Here is a 21,188-nt window from a genome sequence, read left to right on the forward strand (position 1 = left end):
ACGGAGGTCGCCTGTGCGAAAGCACCCGCAATCCGCAACCAAGCACCTCTTCGTCAGCGGGGGCGTGGCGTCCTCGTTGGGTAAGGGTCTCACCGCCAGCAGCCTCGGTCAGTTACTGACGGCCCGCGGGTTGTACGTGACGATGCAAAAGCTCGACCCGTACCTCAACGTCGATCCGGGCACGATGAACCCGTTCCAGCACGGCGAGGTGTTTGTCACCGAGGACGGCGCCGAAACCGATCTCGATGTCGGCCACTACGAGCGGTTCCTGGATCGCGACCTGTCCGGATCGGCGAATGTCACGACGGGACAAGTGTATTCGACCGTCATCGCCAAGGAACGGCGCGGCGAATACCTTGGCGACACCGTGCAGGTGATCCCGCACATCACCGACGAGATCAAGAGCCGGATCCTGGCGATGGCCCAGCCCGACGCCGAGGGCAACCGCCCCGACGTGGTCATCACCGAAATCGGCGGCACCGTGGGCGATATCGAGTCGCAGCCGTTCCTGGAGGCGGCGCGCCAGGTACGTCACGACCTGGGCCGGGAGAACGTCTTCTTCCTGCACGTGTCGCTGGTGCCCTACCTGGCGCCCTCGGGCGAGCTCAAGACCAAGCCCACCCAGCACTCGGTGGCGGCGCTGCGCAGCATCGGTATCACCCCGGACGCGCTGATTCTGCGCTGCGACCGCGACGTCCCCGAAGCGCTGAAGAACAAGATCGCGTTGATGTGTGACGTCGACATCGACGGCGTCATCTCCACGCCCGACGCGCCGTCGATCTATGACATCCCGAAGCGACTGCACCGCGAGGAGCTCGACGCGTACGTGGTGCGCCGGCTCAACCTGCCGTTCCGCGACGTCGACTGGACCGAGTGGGACGACCTGCTGCGCCGGGTGCACGAGCCGCACGAGACCGTGCGAATCGCGTTGGTGGGCAAGTACGTTGAGCTCTCCGACGCCTACCTGTCGGTCACCGAGGCGCTGCGCGCCGGCGGCTTCAAGCACCACGCCAAGGTGGAGATGCAATGGGTGGCCTCCGACGGGTGCGAGACCGCGGCGGGCGCGGCGGCGGCGCTGGGTGACGTGCACGGCATCCTGATCCCGGGCGGCTTCGGCATCCGCGGGATCGAGGGCAAGATCGGCGCCATCCGGTACGCCCGGTCGCGCGGGCTGCCGGTCCTGGGCCTGTGCCTGGGGCTGCAGTGCATCGTGATCGAGGCGGCGCGCTCGGCGGGGCTGGACGGGGCCAATTCGGCCGAATTCGACCCCGCCACACCGGATCCCGTCATCTCCACGATGGCCGACCAGGTCGACGCGGTGGCGGGCCAGGCCGATCTGGGCGGTACCATGCGCCTGGGCGCGTATCCCGCGGTGCTGCAGCCGGATTCGATCGTGGCCCAGGCGTACGGGACGACCCAGGTCTCCGAGCGGCACCGGCACCGCTATGAGGTCAACAACGCCTACCGGGACAAGATCGCCGAGAGCGGCCTGCGGTTCTCCGGGACCTCGCCCGACGGGCATCTGGTGGAATTCGTCGAATACCCGCCCGAGGTGCACCCGTTCGTCGTCGGGACCCAGGCTCACCCCGAACTCAAGAGCCGGCCCACCCGCCCGCATCCGTTGTTCGTCGCGTTCGTCGGGGCGGCCCTGGACTACCAGTCGGGCGAGCTGCTGCCGGTGGAGATCCCCGAGCACGCCTCCAACGGCAACCAGCAGCAGCGGGACAGCGTCGGCCAGTCGCTACCTGAGCCCGCCACCCGTGGCTGAGCACGAATTCGAGACGGCGTCATCCGAAACGCTGTACACGGGCAAGATTTTCGCGTTGCGCAGCGACGAGGTCCGAATGCCGGGCGGCACCACCGCCGTTCGTGAAGTCGTCGAACACTACGGGGCGGTTGCCGTCGTGGCGCTCAACTCCGACAACAACATCGCGATGGTCTACCAATACCGCCACGCGTTCGGCCGCCGGTTGTGGGAGCTTCCGGCCGGGCTGCTCGACGTGGCGGGGGAGCCGCCACAGCGGACGGCGGCCCGGGAGCTCCAAGAGGAAGCGGGATTGAAGGCCGACGACTGGCGGGTGCTCGTCGACCTCGATTCCACTCCCGGATTCAGCGACGAATCGGTGCGGGTGTACCTGGCCACCGGCTTGACCGAGGTGGAGCGCCCGCAGGCGCATCACGAGGAAGCCGACATGACGATGCGCTGGTATCCGCTCGAGGAGGCCACCGAGATGGTGCTTCGCGGCGAGATCGTCAACGCCATTGCGGTGGCGGGCATTCTGGCTGCCCAGGTCGTCACTACCCGACTCATGCCGACCCGCCCCGCGGACAGCCCCTGGCCCGACAAGCCGACGGCGTTCGCCGCGCGAAAGGCCGCGCGATGACGACGGCGGCCCTGGACACCCAGCTGCAGGGCTACCTCGACCACCTCACGATCGAGCGGGGCGTCGCCGCGAACACGCTCAGTTCCTATCGGCGGGACCTGCGCCGCTACACGAAGCACCTGTCGGACCGGGGAATCCACGACCTGGCCAAGGTGGGCGAGGACGACGTGAGCGAGTTCCTGGTGGCGCTGCGGCGCGGCGATCCCGACTCGGGGACGGCGGCGCTGTCCGCGGTGTCGGCGGCGCGGGCCCTGATCGCAGTGCGCGGCCTGCACCGGTTCGCCGCCGCCGAGGGGCTCGCCGAACTCGACGTGGCGCGCGCGGTCCGCCCGCCGACCCCGGGCCGGCGGCTCCCCAAGAGCCTGACCATCGACCAGGTGCTGGCGCTGCTGGAGGGCGCAGGCGGCGACGGCGCGTCCGACGGCCCGCTCACGCTGCGCAACCGGGCGCTGCTGGAACTCCTGTACTCCACCGGGGCGCGGATCTCCGAGGCCGTCGGCCTCGACGTCGACGACGTCGACACCAAGGCCCGGTCGGTGTTGCTGCGCGGCAAGGGCGGCAAGCAGCGGCTGGTGCCGATCGGGCGCCCCGCCGTGCAGGCCCTCGATGCCTATCTGGTGCGCGGGCGCCCCGACCTGGCCCGCCGCGGCCGCGGGACACCGGCCATCTTTCTCAACGTGCGCGGCGGGCGACTGTCGCGGCAAAGCGCGTGGCAGGTGCTGCAGGACGCCGCCGAACGCGCCGGCATCACGTCCGGCGTCTCACCGCACATGCTGCGGCATTCGTTCGCGACCCACCTGCTCGAGGGCGGCGCCGACGTGCGCGTGGTGCAGGAGTTGCTGGGGCACGCCTCGGTGACGACGACGCAGATCTACACGATGGTCACCGTGCACGCGCTGCGCGAGGTGTGGGCGGGCGCCCACCCGCGCGCGCAGTAGTTGGCGCGAGCAGACACAAAATCGCGTGCTTTCGACCCGGAATGGGCGATTTTGCGTCTGCTCGGCGGGAGAATTCAGCCCAGGTACTCGGATTCCAGCACCAGATCGGAGACCAGCGACTGGTATTCCAGGTGCGCCTTGTGCTCGACGGTGTTCCACTGCTTGCCCTGCTGCTGGCGCATGTACTCGCGATACTTCGGCGCGCCCGGCACCCGGACGTTGTCGGCGACCACGATCGCGCCCGGGCGCAGCCAACCGCGGGCCATGATGCTGCGCAGGTCGTCGAGATAGGCGTCCTTGTCGTGGTCCAGGAACGTGAAGTCGAGGCCGCCGGGCGCGAAGCCGTGCTCGTCGGCCAGCGCGTCCAGGGTGCGCCCGCCGTCGCCGATGGTGCCCACGACGCACGTCACCCGCTCGGCGACGCCGGCGTGGGCCCAGATCCGCCGCGCGTTGGCGGCGTTGGCCTCGGCGAGTTCGACGGAGTACACGTGCGCGCTCGGGGCGGCCCTGGCGATGCGCAATGCGCCGTATCCGACGTAGGTGCCCAACTCCAGCGCCACCGCCGGGTCGGAGCGGCGGACGGCCGCGTCGAGAATTTGCCCCTTTTCGTCGCCGACGTTGATCAGCATCGACTTCTCGTAGGCGAACTTGTCGATGGTGGCCAGCACGTCGTCGATGTCGCCGGCCCTGGCGTTGCGCAGGACGTAGTCCACGGCCGCGGCCTCGCGGCCGTCGCCGATCTGACCCGTCGTGGTGATGTTGCGCGCCCCGGTCGCCATCCGCCAGACCGACCATCGCAGCAGGGGAATCCGTCGCTTGAGGTCCATGCCGCCACAGTAGTGCGGGCGGCGAGATTGCCACCAAGGTCGTCGGGGCGCCGGAATCGCAACCACCACGGCAATCTCGGCGCGCACCGGCGCCGCTCGACCCGTTCCAGTGATGCTGGTGTGACTGCTGTTGCAGATGACCGCCGTTACGCCCGCTACCTGCGCAAATCCGGCGAAATTGGCTGCTGAATTGCCTGCGGGTCGCCCGGCTTCCGCGCGCGAACCCGTTAGACTTTCGGTCGATGTTCACCTCCCGAACACCCCCGCCATGATGACTGAGCAGCCGGACAGCGGCGTCGAGCTCGGTCTGACCGGGCGGCCGCCGCGGGCGATCCCGGAACCGCAGCCGCGCACCTCGCACGGCCCGGCGAAGGTCGTCGCGATGTGCAACCAGAAGGGCGGCGTCGGGAAGACCACGTCGACGATCAACCTGGGCGCCGCGCTCGCCGAATACGGCCGGCGGGTGCTGCTGGTGGACATGGACCCGCAGGGAGCGCTGTCCGCGGGCCTGGGCGTCCCGCACTACGAGCTGGAGAAGACGATTCACAACGTGCTCGTCGAGCCGCGGGTGTCGATCGACGACGTGCTGCTGCAGACCCGGGTCAAGCACATGGACCTGGTGCCCAGCAACATCGACCTGTCGGCCGCCGAGATCCAGCTGGTCAACGAGGTCGGCCGCGAGCAGACCCTGGGGCGGGCGCTGCACCCGGTGCTGGACCGCTACGACTACGTCCTGATCGACTGCCAGCCGTCGCTGGGCTTGCTCACCGTGAACGGGCTGGCGTGCGCGGACGGCGTCGTGATTCCCACCGAGTGCGAGTTCTTCTCGCTGCGCGGGCTGGCGCTGCTGACCGACACCGTCGACAAGGTGCGCGACCGGCTCAACCCGAAGCTGGAGATCAGCGGGATCCTGCTCACCCGGTACGACCCGCGCACCGTCAACTCGCGCGAGGTGATGGCGCGGGTGGTGGAGCGCTTCGGCGACCTGGTGTTCGACACCGTCATCACCCGCACGGTCCGATTCCCGGAGACCAGCGTGGCCGGCGAGCCGATCACCACCTGGGCTCCGCGGTCCACGGGCGCCGTCGCCTACCGCGCCTTGGCCCGCGAGTTCATCGACCGATTCGGCGCGTGACGGCCAGCGCGAACGGTGAGGCGCCACCCAACAACGGCTTTCAAGTCCGCCTGACCAATTTCGAGGGGCCGTTCGATCTGCTCTTGCAGCTGATCTTCGCCCACCGCCTCGACGTCACCGAGGTGGCGCTGCACCAGGTGACCGACGACTTCATCGCCTACACCCGTGAGATCGGCTCCCAGCTGGACCTCGAGGAGACCACCGCGTTCCTGGTGGTCGCCGCGACCCTGCTCGACCTAAAGGCCGCCCGGCTGTTGCCGGCCGGGCAGGTCGACGACCAGGAGGATCTGGCGCTGCTGGAGGTGCGCGACCTGCTGTTCGCCCGGCTGCTGCAGTACCGCGCGTTCAAGCACGTCGCCGAGATGTTCGCCGAGCTGGAGGCCACCGCGCTGCGCAGCTACCCGCGCGCCGTGTCGCTGGAGGACCGGTTCACCGAACTGCTGCCCGAGGTGATGCTGGGCGTCGACGCCGAACGCTTCGCGCAGATCGCCGCGATCGCGTTCAGCCCGCGCCCCGTGCCGACGGTGTCCATCGGGCACCTGCACGAGGTGGCGGTGTCGGTGCCCGAGCAGGCCAAGAAGCTGCTGGCTTTCCTGCAGTCGCGCGGCACCGGCCAATGGGCGACGTTCTCCGAGCTGGTCGCCGACTGCGAGGCGCCGATGGAGGTCGTCGGGCGCTTCCTGGCGCTGCTCGAGCTGTATCGGAGCCGGGCGGTAGCATTCGACCAGTCGGAGCCGCTGGGCGTGCTCCAGATTTCATGGACCGGGGAACGTCCGGCCAGCGAAGCCTTGGTAGAAGTGCGGGACGAATGATGAGCGAATCTGAGCCCGACGTCGACTTGGACGTCGGTATCCCGGACATCGCCGAAGCCGCGCCGATGGAGCCCGAGGAACTCGCTTCCGTGCTGGAGGCGCTGCTGCTGGTGGTCGACACCCCGGTCACCGCCGAGGCGCTCGGCGCGGCCACGCAGCAACCCGTATACCGGGTCGCCGCCCGGCTGCAGCAGATGGCCGAGGAACTCACCGAACGGGACAGCGGCATCGACCTGCGGCAGAACAGCGAGGGCTGGCGGATGTACACCCGCGCCCGGTACGCGCCGTACGTGGAGAAGCTGCTGCTGGACGGCGCGCGGTCCAAGCTCACCCGGGCCGCGCTGGAGACCCTGGCCGTGGTGGCCTATCGCCAGCCGGTGACCCGCGCGCGGGTCAGCGCGGTCCGCGGCGTCAACGTGGACGCCGTCATGCGCACCCTGCTGGCGCGCGGCCTGATCACCGAGGCCGGGGTCGACGACGACACCGGCGCGGTCACGTTCGCCACCACCGACCTGTTCCTGGAGCGGTTGGGCCTGACGTCGCTCGCCGACCTGCCCGACATCGCTCCGCTGCTGCCGGACGTCGACACGATCGAGGACCTGAGCGAATCCCTGGACAGCGAGCCACGTTTCATCAAACTCGCCGGCGGTCAGGCGCCCGACCAGGCGCTGACGTTCGACGTGGACCAGGATTGATGGTCGAGACCGAAGGGATCCGCCTGCAGAAGGTGTTGTCTCAGGCCGGAATTGCGTCGCGGCGGGCCGCCGAGAAGATGATCATCGACGGCCGCGTCGAGGTCGATGGGCGGGTGGTGACCGAACTCGGCACCCGGGTGGACCCGGACGCCTCGGTGATCAAGGTCGACGGCGCCAGGGTGGTCCTCGACGAGTCGCTGGTCTATTTCGCGCTGAACAAGCCTCGGGGCATGCACTCCACCATGTCGGACGACCGCGGCCGCCCGTGCATCGGCGACCTGGTGGAACGCCGGGTGCGCGGCAACAAGAACCTCTTCCACGTCGGCCGGCTGGACGCCGACACCGAGGGGCTGATCCTGCTGACCAACGACGGCGAGCTGGCGCACCGGTTGATGCACCCCTCGCACGAGGTGCCCAAGACGTACCTGGCGACCGTGACCGGGACGGTGCCGCGCGGCGTGGGCAAGACACTGAAGGCGGGAATCGAATTGGATGACGGCCCCGCGCGCGTCGACGATTTCGCGGTGATGGACGCCATTCCGGGCAAGACGCTGGTGCGGGTGGTGTTGCACGAGGGCCGAAACCGCATCGTGCGCCGGCTGCTGGGCGCCGCCGGGTTCCCGGTGGAGGCGCTGGTGCGCACCGACATCGGGCCGTTGTCGTTGGGCAAGCAACGCCCCGGCAGCATCCGGGCCTTGAGCCATGGCGAGATCGGCCAGCTGTACAAGGCGGTCGGGTTGTGAGCTCAGATGTGGTGGTGGCCATCGACGGGCCCGCGGGCACCGGAAAGTCTTCGGTGTCAAAGCAATTAGCGCGCGCGTTGCGGGCCCGCTATCTGGACACCGGCGGGATGTACCGGATGGTGACCCTCGCGGTGCTGCGTGCCGGTATCGATCCCGCCGACGCCGATGCGGTGGCGCGGGTCGCGGACACCGTGCGGATGTCGGTGGACTACCAGCCCGATGGTGATGTGTTTTTTCTTGGGGGAGAGGATGTCTCGGCCGAGATCCGCGGTGACCGGGTCACCGGCGCGGTGTCGGCGGTGTCGTCGGTCCCCGCCGTGCGGACCCGGCTGGTGGCGTTGCAGCGTGAAATGGCCGGCGGCCCCGGCTGCGTCGTGGTCGAGGGCAGGGACATCGGGACCGTCGTCCTGCCCGACGCGCCGGTGAAGATCTTCCTGACCGCGTCGGCCGAAACCCGCGCGCGGCGGCGCAACGACCAGAACGTCGCGGCCGGGTTGGCCGACGACTACGACGCGGTGCTCGCCGATGTGCGCCGCCGCGACCATCTGGATTCCACCCGCGCGGTGTCGCCGCTGCGCGCCGCCCCGGATGCCGTGGTCGTCGACACCAGCGAGATGACCGAGGCGCAGGTGATCGATCACCTGCTGGAGCTGGTCAAGCAGCGAAGCGGGGCGGTCCGATGACCCAGGACGGCACCTGGACCGACGAAAGCGATTGGGAGTCGGTCGAATCCGAGCTCGAGGAGCAGGCCGAGGCGGGCCCCGCCCCCGTCGTGGCGGTGGTCGGACGGCCCAACGTCGGCAAGTCGACCCTGGTGAACCGGATCCTGGGCCGGCGCGAGGCGGTGGTGCAGGACATCCCGGGCGTGACCCGCGACCGGGTGTCCTACGACGCGCTGTGGACCGGCCGCCGGTTCGTCGTGCAGGACACCGGCGGCTGGGAGCCCGATGCCAAGGGCCTGCAGCAGCTGGTGGCCGAGCAGGCGTCGGTGGCGATGCGCACCGCCGACGCGGTGATCCTGGTGGTCGACGCGACCGTCGGCGCAACGGCGGCCGACGAGGCGGCCGCCCGGATCCTGTTGCGCTCGGGCAAGCCAGTCTTTTTGGCCGCCAACAAGGTTGACAGCGAAAAGGGTGAGGCGGACGCGGCGGCGCTGTGGTCGCTGGGGCTCGGCGAGCCGCACGCCATCAGCGCGATCCACGGCCGCGGGGTCGCCGACCTGCTCGACGAGGTGCTGGCCGCACTGCCGGAGGTGTCCGAGGCGGCGCCCGCGCCGGGCGGCCCGCGCCGGGTGGCGCTGGTCGGCAAGCCCAATGTGGGCAAGAGCTCGCTGCTGAACAAGCTGGCGGGCGATCAGCGGTCGGTGGTGCACGATGTCGCGGGGACCACGGTCGACCCGGTGGACTCGCTGATCGAATTGGGCGGCAAGGTATGGCGGTTCGTCGACACCGCGGGCCTGCGGCGCAAGGTGGGCCAGGCCAGCGGTCACGAGTTCTACGCCTCGGTGCGCACCCACTCGGCCATCGACTCGGCCGAGGTGGTGGTCGTGCTGATCGACGCCTCGGAGCCGCTGACCGAACAGGACCAGCGGGTGCTGTCCATGGTGATCGAGGCCGGCCGTGCGTTGGTGCTGGCGTTCAACAAGTGGGACCTGGTGGACGAGGACCGGCGCGAGCTATTGGAGCGTGAGATCGACCGCGAGCTGGTGCAGCTGCGGTGGGCGCAACGGGTCAACATCTCGGCCCGGACGGGCCGCGCGGTGCAGAAGCTGGTGCCCGCGATGGAGACGGCGTTGGCCTCGTGGGACATGCGCATCCCGACGGGCCCGCTGAATTCGTGGCTCAAGGAGGTGGTGGCGGCGACGCCGCCGCCGGTGCGCGGGGGCAAGCAGCCGCGCATCCTGTTCGCCACCCAGGCCACCGCCCGCCCGCCGACGTTCGTGCTGTTCACCACCGGCTTCCTGGAGGCCGGGTACCGGCGCTTCCTGGAGCGGCGGCTGCGCGAGACGTTCGGGTTCGAGGGCTCGCCCATCCGGATCAACGTGCGGGTGCGCGAAAAGCGGGGGACCAAGCGGCGCTGAGCGGGTCTCTCCCGGGCCAATCGGCGATTCGCGAAAGTGATAGCGCCCGCGATATCACTCTGCGCAAAATCCCGCGATACGGAATCTGAAAGCTACATCACAGGAGAAGTCCGTTGACTTCGACCCTGGATGCTGCCTACGTTTCTTGTCTAACGGGCGATTCAACCCGTATCGCGGGAATTGGAGGCATGGTGAACATCGCACAGGAAGCGCCCACCGCCGCGCGCTTCAGCGTCGAGGACAAGTCGCTTTTGATCACCGGCGCCACCGGCGCTTTGGGCAGCGTCGCGGCCCGGGCGCTCTCCGAAGCCGGCGCCCGGCTGACGCTGGCCGGTGGCAACGCCGCGGGCCTCGACGCACTCGGCATCGACGACGCCGCGGTGGTCGCGCGCCGGCCCGACACCCCGGCCGACGCCCGGGCCATGGTGGAGGCGGCGGTCGCCCGGCACGGGCGCCTCGACGGGGTGCTCGTCGCCTCGGGCATGAACCACGTCGCCCCCATCACCGAGATGGCGGTCGAGGACTTCGACAAGGTGATCGACGCCAACGCGCGGGGCGCCTGGCTGGTCTGCCAGGCGGCCGGACGGGTCCTGCTCGAGCAGGGGAGCGGCGGCAGCGTCGTGCTCGTTTCGTCGGTGCGCGGATCCCTGGGGCACGCCGCGGGCTACAGCGCCTACTGCCCGTCGAAGGGCGCCACCGACCTGCTGGCCAAGAGTTTGGCCGCCGAGTGGGGTCCGGCCGGCATCCGGGTGAACGCGCTCGCCCCAACGGTTTTCCGCTCGGAGCTTACGGAGTGGATGTACGCCGACGACGAGAAGGGCCGCGCGACCCGCGAGGCGATGTTCGCGCGAATCCCGTTGCGCCGCTTCGCCGAACCGGAGGACTTCGTCGGGGCACTGATCTATCTGCTGAGCGACGCGTCCAGTTTCTACACCGGCCAGGTGATGTACCTGGACGGCGGATACACGGCGTGCTGAAAGGAACCGACATGAGCATCACGTGGCCGCTCGGCGAGGCCGAATCGAAGCTGGAGTTCTACGACCTGTCCCACCCGTGGGGTCACGGCGTGCCGGCCTGGCCGTACTTCGAGGACGTCAAGATCGATCGTCTGCACAACATGGCCAAAAGCCGGGTGCTGACCCAAAAGATCACCACCGTAATGCATTCCGGCACCCACATCGATGCGCCCGCGCACGTCGTGGAGGGCACGCCCTTCCTGCACGAGATCCCGCTGAGCGCCTTCTTCGGCACCGGGGTCGTGGTGTCGATTCCCAAGGAGAAGTGGGGCGTGGTGACCGCCGACGACCTGGAGAGAGCCACGCCCGAAATCCGGCCCGGCGACATCGTCGTCGTCAACACCGGCTGGCATCACAAGTATGCCGACAGCGCGGAGTACTACGCCGACTCCCCGGGTTTCTACAAGGAGGCCGGCGAGTGGTTCGCTGCCAAGGGCGTCAAGGCCGTCGGCACCGACACCCAGGCGCTCGACCACCCGATGGCGACCTCGATCGCGCCACACGGACCCGCCGAACACACCGGCGGGCTATTGCCCTGGGCGGTAAGGGAATACGAGGAGCAAACCGGCCGCCGGGTGCTCGACGACTTCCCGGAATGGGAGCCGTGCCACCGCGCGATCCTGTCGAAGGGCATCTACGGCTTCGAGAACGTCGGCGGCGACCTGGACCAGGTCACCGGCAAGCGCGTCACCTTCGCGGCGTTCCCGTGGCGCTGGGTCGGCGGCGACGGCTGCATCGTGCGGCTGGTGGCGATCGTCGACCCCACCGGCAGCTACCGCATCGAGACGGGCCGGGCGGCGTGAGTTCCGACGGGGCCGGGATTCAGGTCATCGCCCGCGCGGCGGAGATGCTGCGGCTGCTGCAGGCGCACCCGGGTGGGCTCAGCCAGGCCGAGATCGGCGACCGGCTGGGCATGGCGCGTTCCACGGTCAGCCGGATCCTCAACGCGCTCGACGACGAGGGCCTGGTCGCCGCGCGCGGGGGCCGCGGCGGGTATCGGCTGGGGCCGGAGATCGCGCGGATGGCCGGCACCGTGCGCCTGGGCGTCGTAATGGACGTACACCCGTTCATGGAGGAGCTGTCGCGCGAGCTTGGGGAGACCGTCGACCTGTCGATCCTCGACGGGGACCGCGCGACCTTTGTGGACCAGGTGGTCTCGCCCCACCGATTGCGGGCGATCAGCGCGGTGGGTGAGTCGTTTCCGTTGCACTGCTGCGCCAACGGCAAGGCCATGCTGGCCGGCCTGCCGCCCGAGCACCTGCCGAGCCGACTGGCCCGGCTGACCCCTAACACCATCAGCGGCCCCGCGGCGCTGCGCAAGGAGCTCGAGCGGGTGCGGACCGAGGGCGTCGCGTACGACCGCGAGGAGCAGACCGAGGGCGTCTGCGCGGTGGGCGCGCTGCTCAAGGGCGCGACGGCGGACACGGTCGCGGTCAGTGTGCCCGTGCCGGCGCAGCGCTTCTACGGCCGCGAAGCCGAGCTCGCCGCGGCCCTGTTGGCCTGGGTCGAGAGGGTGGACGCCGCGCTGGGGAAGGTCGATTAGGAAGGTGGCCGGTCGGCTGCGGTAGGCTTTCGACCTGCTGCCGGTGATCCGGCGGCTCCGGGCTGTGGCGCAGTTTGGTAGCGCACTTGACTGGGGGTCAAGTGGTCGCAGGTTCAAATCCTGTCAGCCCGACCACATCAATACTTTGCCCGAAGCGTGGCTAGCAGAAACGTATGGCTGCATGCCCGGCCAAAAGATTAGCCACCGTACCGGGCCACGCGAGTTTCAGAACCCGGTGTGCCTAGCCATAAGACAGCAGATCAGGCGGCGGTGGACTGCATCCGGCGTTTTTGCTTAAGCATGGCTTTTGCGACGAGCATCGACAACGCGGGCGAGAACCGCTCCAGGTACCAGAATGCCTTCCACCACGTCGGCAACACAATGATCGCGTCTCCACGCAACACGGCACGAAGGGCGCGCTCGGCGAACCGTTCGGGTTTTGAAGTTTCTAGAAAGCGTTGTATTGGTCCCGGTGCCATCCCCCGATGTCTGTCCGTTAGCACCATCGGAGTCGAGACCATGCCAGGACAAAGCACCGATACCTGCACGCCGTGGCGCTCGGCCTCGATGCGCAACGACTTGGAGATCCCGACAATGGCGTGCTTGGTGGCGGCGTAGCTGGCCGGCACTGCGCCGGTGGCGAGACCGGCGATCGAGGCTGTGTTCACGATGTGGCCGGAGTGCTGCCCGATCATGATCGGATAGACCGCCTGGATGCCGTGCACCACGCCGCGCAGGTTCACATCGAACACGTCGTTCCAGTCATCGAGCGTGTACGAGTCGACCTCACGGTCAACCAAAATGCCTGCGTTGTTAAACAGGTAGTCGATCCGCCCGGACTGCCCTACCGCCTCGGCGACGGCACGCTCAAACGATGGGTAGCAGCGCACATCCAGCTCAATCGCGTGCGCCTTTGTGCCACCCCCGCTGAGGCGTTGCGCCAGATCCTGCGCGGGGCCGATCTGACGATCGGCGATCCAGACCTCGGCGCCCCCATCGACCAAGTTGGTCGCCAACGCGGCGCCAATGCCGGACGCCCCGCCGGTAACGAATGCAACCTTGCCCGACACGGTCGATGCCATTGGCGAAAGATGATCGCTCGCCCTTGCAGGGTAATTGCCAGCCTGTCGGTCAGATAGTGGCACCGTCGGCGGCCTCTCGTCCGAAGTTCACGATTCAGCGCACCTGTCCGGGTCGATGTGCTCATCCGATGATGCGTGCCGTTCGTGGACCGGCAAGGACGTCATCCGTGGATAGAGGATCGCTGGACCGAGCCATCGCGCAACAAAGCGGCGCAGTGCGCTTCCGTCGCGCTGCCGCTTTCCGGGATCGGTCAGGAGCGAATGCACTGTGCGCAAGGTCATTTCGGCAAGCTCATTGAGCGCGGTGGCGTCGAAACCGTGAAGCTGCCAATCGACGTCGAGGCGGTGGAAGGCCGACAAGCAGAAAATGATCGCTGTATCGGAGGTGAGCGAGGTGGCAGCTTCGCCCCCGGGTGGCCGGGTAAGTAGCTTCTCCAACTGCGGATCGCCGGTAAGGTTCTCCACTGCGAACGAGATGATTTCGACGATCGCAGTGACCGGGTCGTTGAGGCCGCTGACGTGGTCTACAACTTGGTCGATGAAACCGTTGACCGCACGCATCGCGCTGGCGATGAGCAGCGCGTCGGCGTTGGGAAAGTACCGGTATACCGTCTGACGAGTGACTCCGAGCCTTCGGGCGACGTCGGCAAGCCGTATCGCCGATCCGTGTTCAGCGATCACCTCGTCTACCGCATCCAGAATGCGGGCGATTGCCTCCTCGTCCGAGGCGGGTGTGACACCCGCCCAGCCGCGACTACGCATCCGCTGCCACAAGCATTTCGCTGTCGAACTCGATCTCAAGTGTCGTGGGGCCGGTCATACCGAGCAGGGATTTCCACGGCGCCGGAGCGGTCCGATGGGGTGCGGTGAGACGTCGGGTGAGGACTATAAGTGCTTCCGCCAATTCCCGGCGTGCGAGGTTCGCCCCCAGACAGTAGTGCGCGCCACCACCGAAAGTCAGAATCGCGGGCAGGTCCTTACGCGCGATGTCGAACCGATCCGCATTCTCATAAATCGCCGGATCACGGTTGGCGGCAAAGGTGTTTACGACGACCAAGGTGCCCGCCGGGAACGTGTAACCACCGAACTCGGCATCCTCGGTGGCGGCTCGCACTGCGATACAGACCGCGGGCGAGTGCCGCATGCTCTCCTCAACGGCCTGCATCGCAAGCTCTGGTTGCTCACCGAGCTTCGCCCATTGATCCGGATGCTCGCACAGCACCTGCACCGAAGCGGCCAGTTGGTTTCGCGTCGTGTCCGTCCCCGCCATCAAGAAGCCAGCCACCAGCATGCGCAGCTCATCCAGATTGAGCCTGTCGCCCTCGCTTTCGGCGCGTATGAGCTCAGACAACAGATCATCAGTCAGATGCCTCCGGCGTGTGGCGACCATGTCATCCACGTAGGCGTCCAGTTCGCTCCACGACCGCATGATCGCGGCTTCATCGAAGGTGACGTCGGGCTGAAAGTTGAAAGCCTTGAAGATCTGGTCGGTCCACTGTGCGAAAAGATGCCAGTCTTCCCGAGGCGCACCGATCAGCGCACACATGATCGGGGTGGGATAGGGCCGCGCGATGTCGGTCACCACGTCGCAACGACCGGCCTCTACCACTTGATCGATCAGCTCGTTCACCACCTCATGGATGGTGTCCTGAAGGCGTGAGGTCGAGCGGGGAGTGAACGCCCTGGACACCAGCTTGCGTAAGCGAGTATGTGGCGGACCGTCGAGACCGAGAAGGCTGCTCATCATCTTGTCGTAGAGCGGACCTGAGGTGACGCCCTGCGCTGCCAGTGTGAGTCCGGGTGGCAACCGAAACTTGCTGTCGCGCAGGATATCCCTTGCCAAATCGTAAGTCAGTATTTCCGGACCGAGCGGGCCAATGGCGATGGGCGCACGCGATTGCGCAATTCGCACGTCTTCGAGGATGTCCTGCGGAGTGGCGGTGAAGTCGTAGCTGAACGTGGGCAGGCCAGCTTCGAAGACGTTGGCAGCGGCGCTACTTACGTTCATCGCGATATCTCACATTCCATTGATGCCCCGACGGGCCAAGGCGCGGACAATTGCGCCTAAAGTGCATGACCATGACGCTGAGCTCGTCAACGCACAACGGTATCCTCGCAGTTCAGCGTACCTGCTGACTGCCATGGTCATACGGATTGTCGCCTGACGTCCGCGTCGCTGCGAGGGCAGTAGTTCCTCGAGACCCTCGGTGCGGTCCGTCTCGCGCCAGACTGCCCGACGCCCACTTTCGCATCAGTCTCAAAGCGGTCGCGGCTACGTCGAGCGGAGCCGCCCTCCCGGCCGGGTCGGCGCGACGAGGGCCGCGGCAGGAGCGCGCCGTGGCGGCACGACGGCGCAGCGATTCAGCTGCCTCCGCCTCGGTGCGGGCATCGAAAGACCAGCGACCAATCGAGCGTCGTCCGACGCGAGTCGCGAACGCACCTCGGCGTGCAGGGCGCCCGTACCGCCATTCGGTCAATTGACCGTGAATTTCCGTGCTTATTCGTAGCTGTGCTTGGAAACGTTAATCCGTTGTGGGGCGCGGCGACGGCCCCGCCCTCTCCTTGGCGTCCGGCCGAACGGTCGTTTAGGCAATACTTGCGGTGATTGAGATTGATGGTGGTACGAGGAAGCCGCCCTCAAGTTTGTGTAGCTGCAACTTCCCGGCACCCGCGGTAAGCTGCCAGGAGGCGGCTACCGGGTCAACTCTTGTGAGTTAAGACTCCTCTGGTGTCAGGCAAACGGCCTGCCACATTTAAGAGCCCCGGTGGCCCCCTACATCCCTAATCTCAGTGCTGATTGCATTCTTCGAACTTCTGGCGCCGCAAGAGCATCCAGAGGTCCTCAGGCTCAAGAATTTCGGGAATGAGGTCGTCAAGTGTGCGGTTGAAGGGCAACGCGAATGCCTCTTTGAGACGGTGTATGTGGGCCCAGTTACCGCGTGGTTTCCAGTAGAAACCGTGCGCAAACCCAAGAAAGCCGCCATTTAGGTTGTCAAGCTTGACATCGCGGATCCAGGCGCCGAAGTTCGGTCGCAACGGCCCCCCTATGGGATCGCCGCCGAGAACCCCATGTAGCGGAAAATAATGGTTGGTCCAGCGCACGAGTGCGAAGAGCCCAGCATGGTGAGGCACTTGAACCGACCTCTGCCGACCACGGCCCATCGGGTCGGGGTAGGCGTGGGTGAAAGTGAACTGCTGACGGGTCAGGTTAGGCACCGGTGATGCCACCGTCTCCGTTTGTGGCGGACAGGTGGGGAATGATCGGTCATCAACCAACTCTTTGAATCGCGTGCGCTTGTCCAGATTCAGTAACAACGTGGCGCTCGTGAGGGGCGAACCCGCCGTGACCAAGTCGGACACAAGCCACTCGAAACCATTCCGCCTGTACTCGCGCCAGGCTGCATACTGGCGGTCTGCGATTTCCTTATCGCACGGCTCTGGGTCCTGCTTGTCTCGTGGATTCAACAAGTTTTCAACATGGACTAGATCCTTGCTTTTCATGCTGGTTTTGTATGTATTTCGGCGGTTACGCCGGATCCAGGCGAGGCTCAATATGTCGTAAGCGATGACGCTGCCAAGGCTGTGACCGAACACAATGATTCGGGAGTACTCACCCTTGTCGTGAAGCGCGTCCAGTAGCTCTACTCCGGCCTGGCGGATCTCTCGTCTGCGTGCGACGTTGTCGGGCAGCGGTTCGAGGTAGCGTGCAGCGTCGCCAAGAAAACCAAGCAGAAACCGCTTCTGGAAAAGCCGCAACAGTGCCCATCCAAGGCCGGGCAGTATCGCGAGGATTGCTGCTGTTGCCGCTCCTATCTGCGCTGCGTCTTTAGTGGTAGCTGCGTGGGAGCCGCTTGAGTGAGGTGGTTGTCCGGTCTTAGTGAATAGGTACCATGCCACCGCTCCGGCCACGATCGCTAATACCAGAAGACGCGCGCCCCAGAAGTGCTTTCGAAGCGGACTCGGAATGTCATCGTTCCGCGCAAACAGCAAACGCAGCAACCAGCCATAGACCTGACCGAGTTTTGTGTCACGGATGAGGTGCGCCCAATAGAGTTCGTATACGTCAGTTGTCGGCACTCCAGCGTTAGTGTCAGGGGTGATCCGCATCATACGAAGCTCGAACAAAGATGACGTGTAGTCGGGCTTGAGAAATCTCCGCTGGTGGCCGGTAGTCGGGAACACGCCTTCAACGAAGCTGCGCAGAGTCTGACCGGGAAGCTGCTCGCCGATCCCGTGGACGACGACGATGGCTTGCCGGGTCCTTTCTTGGAGACGTGACGCGTCCGAGAAGATTCGGTCCAAAGTGCTGAGGCGGTCTCGGAGCCACCTCAACGCTCGGCTGCGTTCCCAATCGTCAGCAAAGCCAGTTTCCTTAATCCGAATGTACGATCCACCATCCGGGCGCGGCGTCACGCGTAGGACAACATCAATCGGAGTATCAAACTCGTCATCTACCTCGTCTAGGTCATAAACGAACGGGTACCAGCGAGCGCGGAGTTCGTACACCTCTCCACGCCACCTATCCGAAATTTTCTGGCACTTTCCGAACAGGATGGGCGCTGCGTAAGGGACGACCGCACGCGGCGGGAAATCGGTTGCCAAACTCACTCGCAGAGACGACGCGTGGGGATTCGGTGACGCGTTTGTCTCATTTGTCTCCAAGGTGGACATATCGATTCATCGTTCCACCGAGAGAAGGTTCATATCACCCATTCGACAAAGAACGATGATTCGTCGGCTCTCGCCTACATCCCACCCCTGAGGCTCCGCTCGGCGGCGGTCGATCACCGCAGCGATCTGATTGGTGACAGTCGGTTGCCAATGAAACACATTGTGTCCGACGCAGTTACGATCCCGATGTCGCGGTTGAATCGAGATGGAAAGCGGCCGAGCGTATCGGCCATCGTCTTGATGTCGTCCTCGCCTTCCACGCTGCGGCGACCTTGACCACGCGACTGATTATTCCCCCAGTTCAACACCTTTTACTGCCACAATTTCGACCACGAAGACCTCGGAATGATGGCGCCCGTCCACGGCTGACGCCGTCGCGCGATGGCCGGATCAAGATGAACCCCTCTGGTAATACAGAAACGCCGAACTACACATACGACGCGTCTGGCCGGAGGCAGAGGCGCGCAGGCGGGAGTGATACGAAGGAGTCGTTTCGTCGACCCGCTCGAAAGATCATTCGGTTGCCGCGTGGATGATGGCAACTGTGGGGACAAAACCGTGCGCGGCGTTGATGGGTGAGCGTGCCGCTTAAGCGCGTCGACGAACTCAAGCCCGGCGACCGGATCCGGATGAAGATCGGGCACGCCACCGTCGTCGCCACCGAACCGCTGGGCGATGACCAGACTCTGCTCACGTTCCTCTATGGGACGAAGAGGCCCGCGGACAATGCCGTCACCGTGGACGTCCTCGACGATGACGAGTGGGGCTGGTAAATGAGGCGGCTACTGCGTGGCCACGAACGAGAAACTCCCGGTGGAGATCAGGTCCGGGTCGACGACGCAGCGGGTGCCGTCGACGTTCGGCTGTCCCGACGCCACCTTGGCCGCCGCCGCGGCACCGGCGGCATTGCGGGTGGGACCCCAGCCCCCGACCAAGCCGTGACCGTTGTCGGAGAGGGCCACACAGCCGCCGCGGCCTTCGGCGAGAACGTGGCAATCGGTTGCGCCGTGCTTCTCGGCGCAATGGCTGACCGCGTACGACTCGACGTCAGCCAGGCTGGCGTGACTGCCGCCGACGGTGACATCGACGGCGTGGGTGGAGTCCGACCCCGCGATCACGATGAAGCCGCCCTGGGCCTGTGCCGGCGCGGCCAGTCCGACGGCACAAACAGCAAGGATCACCGCGGGAACAAGAGGCTTGAACACATGCTTCCTTTCACATCGTGTTCCGGCAGAAGGCGTGCCGTACTCCTACGGTGCGGGTTCGACGGCGGGTGTGCGTCGTCATTAACAAGGCCTTGACACGGACGTAGCAAATCTTCACAGTGACCGGTCGGCGACCGCTGAGGCGCGAGGCGGCGCCGGCAGGCGACCGTTCCGCTGATGCTTTGCTGTGGCAACATTCCACGCCGTAAATGCGGAGAAGGTCGGGCGAACGCCCTAGGCGCCAAGGATGATGACGTCATGGACGCTGAACTGGGAGGCTGGCTGGCCGCCGGCGAATACTTCGACTACCTGGGCTTCAACATCTTCTACCGCGTCGAGGGCAGCGGACCCCCGCTGCTGCTGATCCACGGGTATCCGTTCAATTCCTTTGACTGGGCATCGATCTGGCCGAAACTCACGCAACGGTTCACCGTCATCGCGCCCGACATGATCGGCATGGGGTTTTCCGAGAAGCCGGTGGCCTACCAATACGCGGTGACCGACCATGCCGACATGCATGAGGCTTTGCTGGCGCACCTCAACGTCGGCAACGCGCACATCCTGGCCCATGACATCGGCGATTCGGTGGGCCAGGAGATGCTGGCTCGGCACGAGTTCGGTCAGCAAAGCTACGGCGCGCTGCGCATCGATTCGATCACGTGGCTCAACGGTGGAATGTTCATCGAGGCCTACACGCCCAGGACGGCGCAGAAGCTGATGTCCGGCACCCCGTTGGGCGACGTCTTGAGTCGCGTCCAGAACAGTCCCGTGTCCCGTCGGCTGCTGGAACCGACGCTGCGCGAGATGTTCGGTCCGAACACCAAGCCGACCCGGCACATGATGGAGGTGTTCAACCAGATCCTGGACTACAACGACGGCCGCCGCGTCCTGCACAAGGTCGGCCGGTTCATCAACGATCGCTACACCCACCGCAACCGCTGGGTGCGCGCCATGCGGCAGACCGCGGTTCCGATGCGGTTGATCGACGGGCCGATCGACCCCAACTCCGGGGCCCACATGGCGCGCCGCTACGCCGAGGTCATTCCCGAACCCGACGTGGTGATGCTCGCCGACGACATCGGGCACTGGCCACAGATCGAGGCGCCCGACGCGGTGGTGACGCACTTCCTCGCCCACGTCGACCGCGTCGCCGCCGGCTGAGCCAGAAGCGGTGGGCTAGCCGTGATGCGGCGGTCGCTCGTCGCGGAGCCGGCCCTCGTCCGACGCCGCGCGCATCTGCTCCTCGTCACCGAACCTCTCCAGATCCTCGGGCGTGACGCGCGCCCGCGGGGGCTTCGGCGAGGCCGGCGGCCGGGTTGGGGGTTCGGTGGGCACGAGGCGATTATCCGCGCCCCGGCCGACTACTGGAAAGCCGGGAGAATGGTGCCCGAATCCCGAATCTCCCAGATGCTGGCTTTGGTGATGCCGTCGAAGTTGATCTTGTTCAGCGTTGCCCGCGAATACGTGAGGTCGATCGCGACGTGCGTCGCGGTGTTGCCGTACGGGTCGGTCATCGGGAAGGTGCCCTGCACGTTCACCGCGGACGCGTCGGGATAGGTCGCCCTGGCGTATCTGAGGATGTCGATAGTGTCCGTCCGGGCGCCGTCCTTGATCATCTGCTCGGTGTAGTTGTCGCGGATGGCAAATCGCGCGTCGACCACGTCGCCGTCCGGGCCCGGGGTGGTGGTGAAGGTGACGCCATCGGGCTTCTTGGGACCGGCCGGTGTCGACGGCGCGGCCGCGGTCGATTCCGGCGGTCCCGCCGCGGCCGAACTGCTCGGAGGGGGCGATTGACCGTCCTTCTTCGGGTCGAAAACCCAGCTCTTGCCGACGATGACGAGGAGGACCAGGGCGCCCAGCGCCGCCAGGGCCAGGGCCGCCGTCCCGCCGGGGGAGTCCTTCTTCGGCGGTTCGGTGGAGAACGCCCACTCGGTGGTCCAGTTGGTGCCGTCGAAATACCGTTGCAGCCCGTGGCCCACCCCCGCGGGATCGGGATACCAGCCCGGCGCCGACTTAGGCGGGGGCGGCGCCTGTTCAGGTGGCATCTATCCATTTTC

General features: G+C 66.4%; 22 protein-coding genes and 1 tRNA gene. 15 read left to right on the plus strand and 8 right to left on the minus strand.

Going from position 1 to position 21,188, the window contains the following annotated elements; genetic code table 11:
- Positions 1-13: 13 nt before the first annotated feature.
- From A5701_RS07465 to xerD, 3 genes are read left to right on the plus strand one after another with little or no spacing between them, the layout of a single operon-like run.
- Positions 14-1,768, plus strand: a complete 1,755-nt coding sequence (locus tag A5701_RS07465) for a CTP synthase (RefSeq protein WP_067750373.1) — start codon at positions 14-16, stop codon at positions 1,766-1,768.
- Positions 1,761-2,384, plus strand: a complete 624-nt coding sequence (locus tag A5701_RS07470) for an NUDIX hydrolase (RefSeq protein ID WP_067750375.1) — start codon at positions 1,761-1,763, stop codon at positions 2,382-2,384. The genes A5701_RS07465 and A5701_RS07470 overlap by 8 nt, the downstream gene beginning before the upstream one ends.
- Positions 2,381-3,322: a site-specific tyrosine recombinase XerD gene (xerD, locus tag A5701_RS07475; protein WP_067750376.1), complete on the plus strand. Its 942-nt coding sequence runs from the start codon at positions 2,381-2,383 to the stop codon at positions 3,320-3,322. Before A5701_RS07470 ends, xerD begins: the two co-directional genes overlap by 4 nt.
- Positions 3,323-3,396: 74 nt before the next feature.
- On the opposite strand, the gene A5701_RS07480 is transcribed toward xerD, so the two are convergent.
- Positions 3,397-4,149 (minus strand): O-methyltransferase, encoded by a 753-nt coding sequence (locus A5701_RS07480; RefSeq protein ID WP_067750378.1) that lies wholly within the window; start codon positions 4,147-4,149, stop codon positions 3,397-3,399.
- Between the two features lie 271 nt (positions 4,150-4,420).
- Here A5701_RS07480 and A5701_RS07485 point away from each other — a divergent pair, with 271 nt between their 5' ends.
- From A5701_RS07485 to A5701_RS07530, 10 genes are all read left to right on the plus strand, one after another.
- The gene (locus A5701_RS07485; RefSeq protein ID WP_055404433.1) at positions 4,421-5,284 is read left to right on the plus strand and encodes a ParA family protein; all 864 of its coding nucleotides are present in this window, start codon (positions 4,421-4,423) and stop codon (positions 5,282-5,284) included.
- Positions 5,281-6,096: a segregation/condensation protein A gene (locus tag A5701_RS07490; RefSeq protein WP_067750380.1), complete on the plus strand. Its 816-nt coding sequence runs from the start codon at positions 5,281-5,283 to the stop codon at positions 6,094-6,096. Before A5701_RS07485 ends, A5701_RS07490 begins: the two co-directional genes overlap by 4 nt.
- Complete coding sequence (gene scpB, locus A5701_RS07495; RefSeq protein WP_067750381.1) at positions 6,096-6,791, plus strand: SMC-Scp complex subunit ScpB; 696 nt, start codon at positions 6,096-6,098, stop codon at positions 6,789-6,791. The genes A5701_RS07490 and scpB overlap by 1 nt, the downstream gene beginning before the upstream one ends.
- Complete coding sequence (locus A5701_RS07500; protein WP_067750383.1) at positions 6,791-7,534, plus strand: pseudouridine synthase; 744 nt, start codon at positions 6,791-6,793, stop codon at positions 7,532-7,534. Before scpB ends, A5701_RS07500 begins: the two co-directional genes overlap by 1 nt.
- The gene (cmk, locus tag A5701_RS07505; protein WP_067750384.1) at positions 7,531-8,217 is read left to right on the plus strand and encodes a (d)CMP kinase; all 687 of its coding nucleotides are present in this window, start codon (positions 7,531-7,533) and stop codon (positions 8,215-8,217) included. Before A5701_RS07500 ends, cmk begins: the two co-directional genes overlap by 4 nt.
- Positions 8,214-9,614: a ribosome biogenesis GTPase Der gene (der, locus tag A5701_RS07510; protein WP_067750385.1), complete on the plus strand. Its 1,401-nt coding sequence runs from the start codon at positions 8,214-8,216 to the stop codon at positions 9,612-9,614. The genes cmk and der overlap by 4 nt, the downstream gene beginning before the upstream one ends.
- Before the next feature lie 188 nt (positions 9,615-9,802).
- Entirely contained in the window at positions 9,803-10,591 is a 789-nt protein-coding gene (locus A5701_RS07515) for an SDR family NAD(P)-dependent oxidoreductase (RefSeq protein ID WP_067750387.1), read from the plus strand.
- An 11-nt stretch (positions 10,592-10,602) separates the two neighbouring features.
- The gene (locus tag A5701_RS07520; RefSeq protein ID WP_067750428.1) at positions 10,603-11,433 is read left to right on the plus strand and encodes a cyclase family protein; all 831 of its coding nucleotides are present in this window, start codon (positions 10,603-10,605) and stop codon (positions 11,431-11,433) included.
- A complete protein-coding gene (locus tag A5701_RS07525; protein WP_067750389.1) occupies positions 11,430-12,173 on the plus strand; it encodes an IclR family transcriptional regulator in 744 nt (247 codons plus the stop codon). Before A5701_RS07520 ends, A5701_RS07525 begins: the two co-directional genes overlap by 4 nt.
- Before the next feature lie 58 nt (positions 12,174-12,231).
- Positions 12,232-12,308, plus strand: a tRNA-Pro gene (locus tag A5701_RS07530).
- 125 nt (positions 12,309-12,433) lie between these two features.
- Here the strand turns inward: A5701_RS07530 and A5701_RS07535 are convergent.
- The 4 genes from A5701_RS07535 to A5701_RS07550 all read right to left on the minus strand — a co-directional run bounded on the left by A5701_RS07535 (position 12,434) and on the right by A5701_RS07550 (position 17,863).
- Positions 12,434-13,255, minus strand: coding sequence for an SDR family oxidoreductase (locus A5701_RS07535; protein ID WP_067750391.1), 822 nt, complete (start codon positions 13,253-13,255; stop codon positions 12,434-12,436).
- Between the two features lie 87 nt (positions 13,256-13,342).
- Complete coding sequence (locus tag A5701_RS07540) at positions 13,343-14,017, minus strand: TetR/AcrR family transcriptional regulator (RefSeq protein WP_067750393.1); 675 nt, start codon at positions 14,015-14,017, stop codon at positions 13,343-13,345.
- Complete coding sequence (locus tag A5701_RS07545; protein ID WP_067750395.1) at positions 14,010-15,263, minus strand: cytochrome P450; 1,254 nt, start codon at positions 15,261-15,263, stop codon at positions 14,010-14,012. Before A5701_RS07545 ends, A5701_RS07540 begins: the two co-directional genes overlap by 8 nt.
- Before the next feature lie 779 nt (positions 15,264-16,042).
- Entirely contained in the window at positions 16,043-17,863 is a 1,821-nt protein-coding gene (locus A5701_RS07550) for a hypothetical protein (protein WP_156669974.1), read from the minus strand.
- Between the two features lie 638 nt (positions 17,864-18,501).
- Between A5701_RS07550 and A5701_RS07555 the strand changes: the two genes are divergently transcribed.
- The gene (locus A5701_RS07555) at positions 18,502-18,699 is read left to right on the plus strand and encodes a hypothetical protein (protein ID WP_067750399.1); all 198 of its coding nucleotides are present in this window, start codon (positions 18,502-18,504) and stop codon (positions 18,697-18,699) included.
- A gap of 9 nt (positions 18,700-18,708) precedes the next feature.
- On the opposite strand, the gene A5701_RS07560 is transcribed toward A5701_RS07555, so the two are convergent.
- Positions 18,709-19,131 (minus strand): DUF4189 domain-containing protein, encoded by a 423-nt coding sequence (locus A5701_RS07560; protein ID WP_067750401.1) that lies wholly within the window; start codon positions 19,129-19,131, stop codon positions 18,709-18,711.
- Positions 19,132-19,389: 258 nt separating this feature from the next.
- Between A5701_RS07560 and A5701_RS07565 the strand changes: the two genes are divergently transcribed.
- Complete coding sequence (locus A5701_RS07565) at positions 19,390-20,292, plus strand: alpha/beta fold hydrolase (RefSeq protein WP_067750403.1); 903 nt, start codon at positions 19,390-19,392, stop codon at positions 20,290-20,292.
- A gap of 15 nt (positions 20,293-20,307) precedes the next feature.
- Here A5701_RS07565 and A5701_RS28510 read toward each other — a convergent pair whose 3' ends face one another.
- Both A5701_RS28510 and A5701_RS07570 read right to left on the minus strand, forming a co-directional pair.
- Positions 20,308-20,466: a hypothetical protein gene (locus A5701_RS28510; protein ID WP_197499177.1), complete on the minus strand. Its 159-nt coding sequence runs from the start codon at positions 20,464-20,466 to the stop codon at positions 20,308-20,310.
- A gap of 26 nt (positions 20,467-20,492) precedes the next feature.
- Positions 20,493-21,176 carry a DUF2510 domain-containing protein gene (locus tag A5701_RS07570; RefSeq protein WP_067750405.1) on the minus strand — a complete coding sequence of 228 codons (684 nt, stop codon included), beginning with the start codon at positions 21,174-21,176 and terminating at the stop codon, positions 20,493-20,495.
- Positions 21,177-21,188 lie beyond the last annotated feature (12 nt).

The sequence above is a fragment of the Mycobacterium sp. E3305 genome (genome assembly GCF_001666785.1).
GTDB lineage: Bacteria > Actinomycetota > Actinomycetes > Mycobacteriales > Mycobacteriaceae > Mycobacterium.

What these genes read in the sequence shown, in the direction of transcription:
- A5701_RS07570 (WP_067750405.1), bottom strand. Translation starts at nt 21,176, where the DNA reads ATGCCACCTGAACAGGCGCCGCCCCCGCCTAAGTCGGCGCCGGGCTGG.
- scpB (WP_067750381.1), top strand. Translation starts at nt 6,096, where the DNA reads ATGAGCGAATCTGAGCCCGACGTCGACTTGGACGTCGGTATCCCGGAC.
- A5701_RS07480 (WP_067750378.1), bottom strand. Translation starts at nt 4,149, where the DNA reads ATGGACCTCAAGCGACGGATTCCCCTGCTGCGATGGTCGGTCTGGCGG.
- A5701_RS07540 (WP_067750393.1), bottom strand. Translation starts at nt 14,017, where the DNA reads ATGCGTAGTCGCGGCTGGGCGGGTGTCACACCCGCCTCGGACGAGGAG.
- A5701_RS07485 (WP_055404433.1), top strand. Translation starts at nt 4,421, where the DNA reads ATGACTGAGCAGCCGGACAGCGGCGTCGAGCTCGGTCTGACCGGGCGG.
- A5701_RS07565 (WP_067750403.1), top strand. Translation starts at nt 19,390, where the DNA reads ATGGACGCTGAACTGGGAGGCTGGCTGGCCGCCGGCGAATACTTCGAC.
- A5701_RS07500 (WP_067750383.1), top strand. Translation starts at nt 6,791, where the DNA reads ATGGTCGAGACCGAAGGGATCCGCCTGCAGAAGGTGTTGTCTCAGGCC.
- A5701_RS07535 (WP_067750391.1), bottom strand. Translation starts at nt 13,255, where the DNA reads ATGGCATCGACCGTGTCGGGCAAGGTTGCATTCGTTACCGGCGGGGCG.
- der (WP_067750385.1), top strand. Translation starts at nt 8,214, where the DNA reads ATGACCCAGGACGGCACCTGGACCGACGAAAGCGATTGGGAGTCGGTC.
- xerD (WP_067750376.1), top strand. Translation starts at nt 2,381, where the DNA reads ATGACGACGGCGGCCCTGGACACCCAGCTGCAGGGCTACCTCGACCAC.
- A5701_RS07545 (WP_067750395.1), bottom strand. Translation starts at nt 15,263, where the DNA reads ATGAACGTAAGTAGCGCCGCTGCCAACGTCTTCGAAGCTGGCCTGCCC.
- A5701_RS07520 (WP_067750428.1), top strand. Translation starts at nt 10,603, where the DNA reads ATGAGCATCACGTGGCCGCTCGGCGAGGCCGAATCGAAGCTGGAGTTC.
- A5701_RS07515 (WP_067750387.1), top strand. Translation starts at nt 9,803, where the DNA reads ATGGTGAACATCGCACAGGAAGCGCCCACCGCCGCGCGCTTCAGCGTC.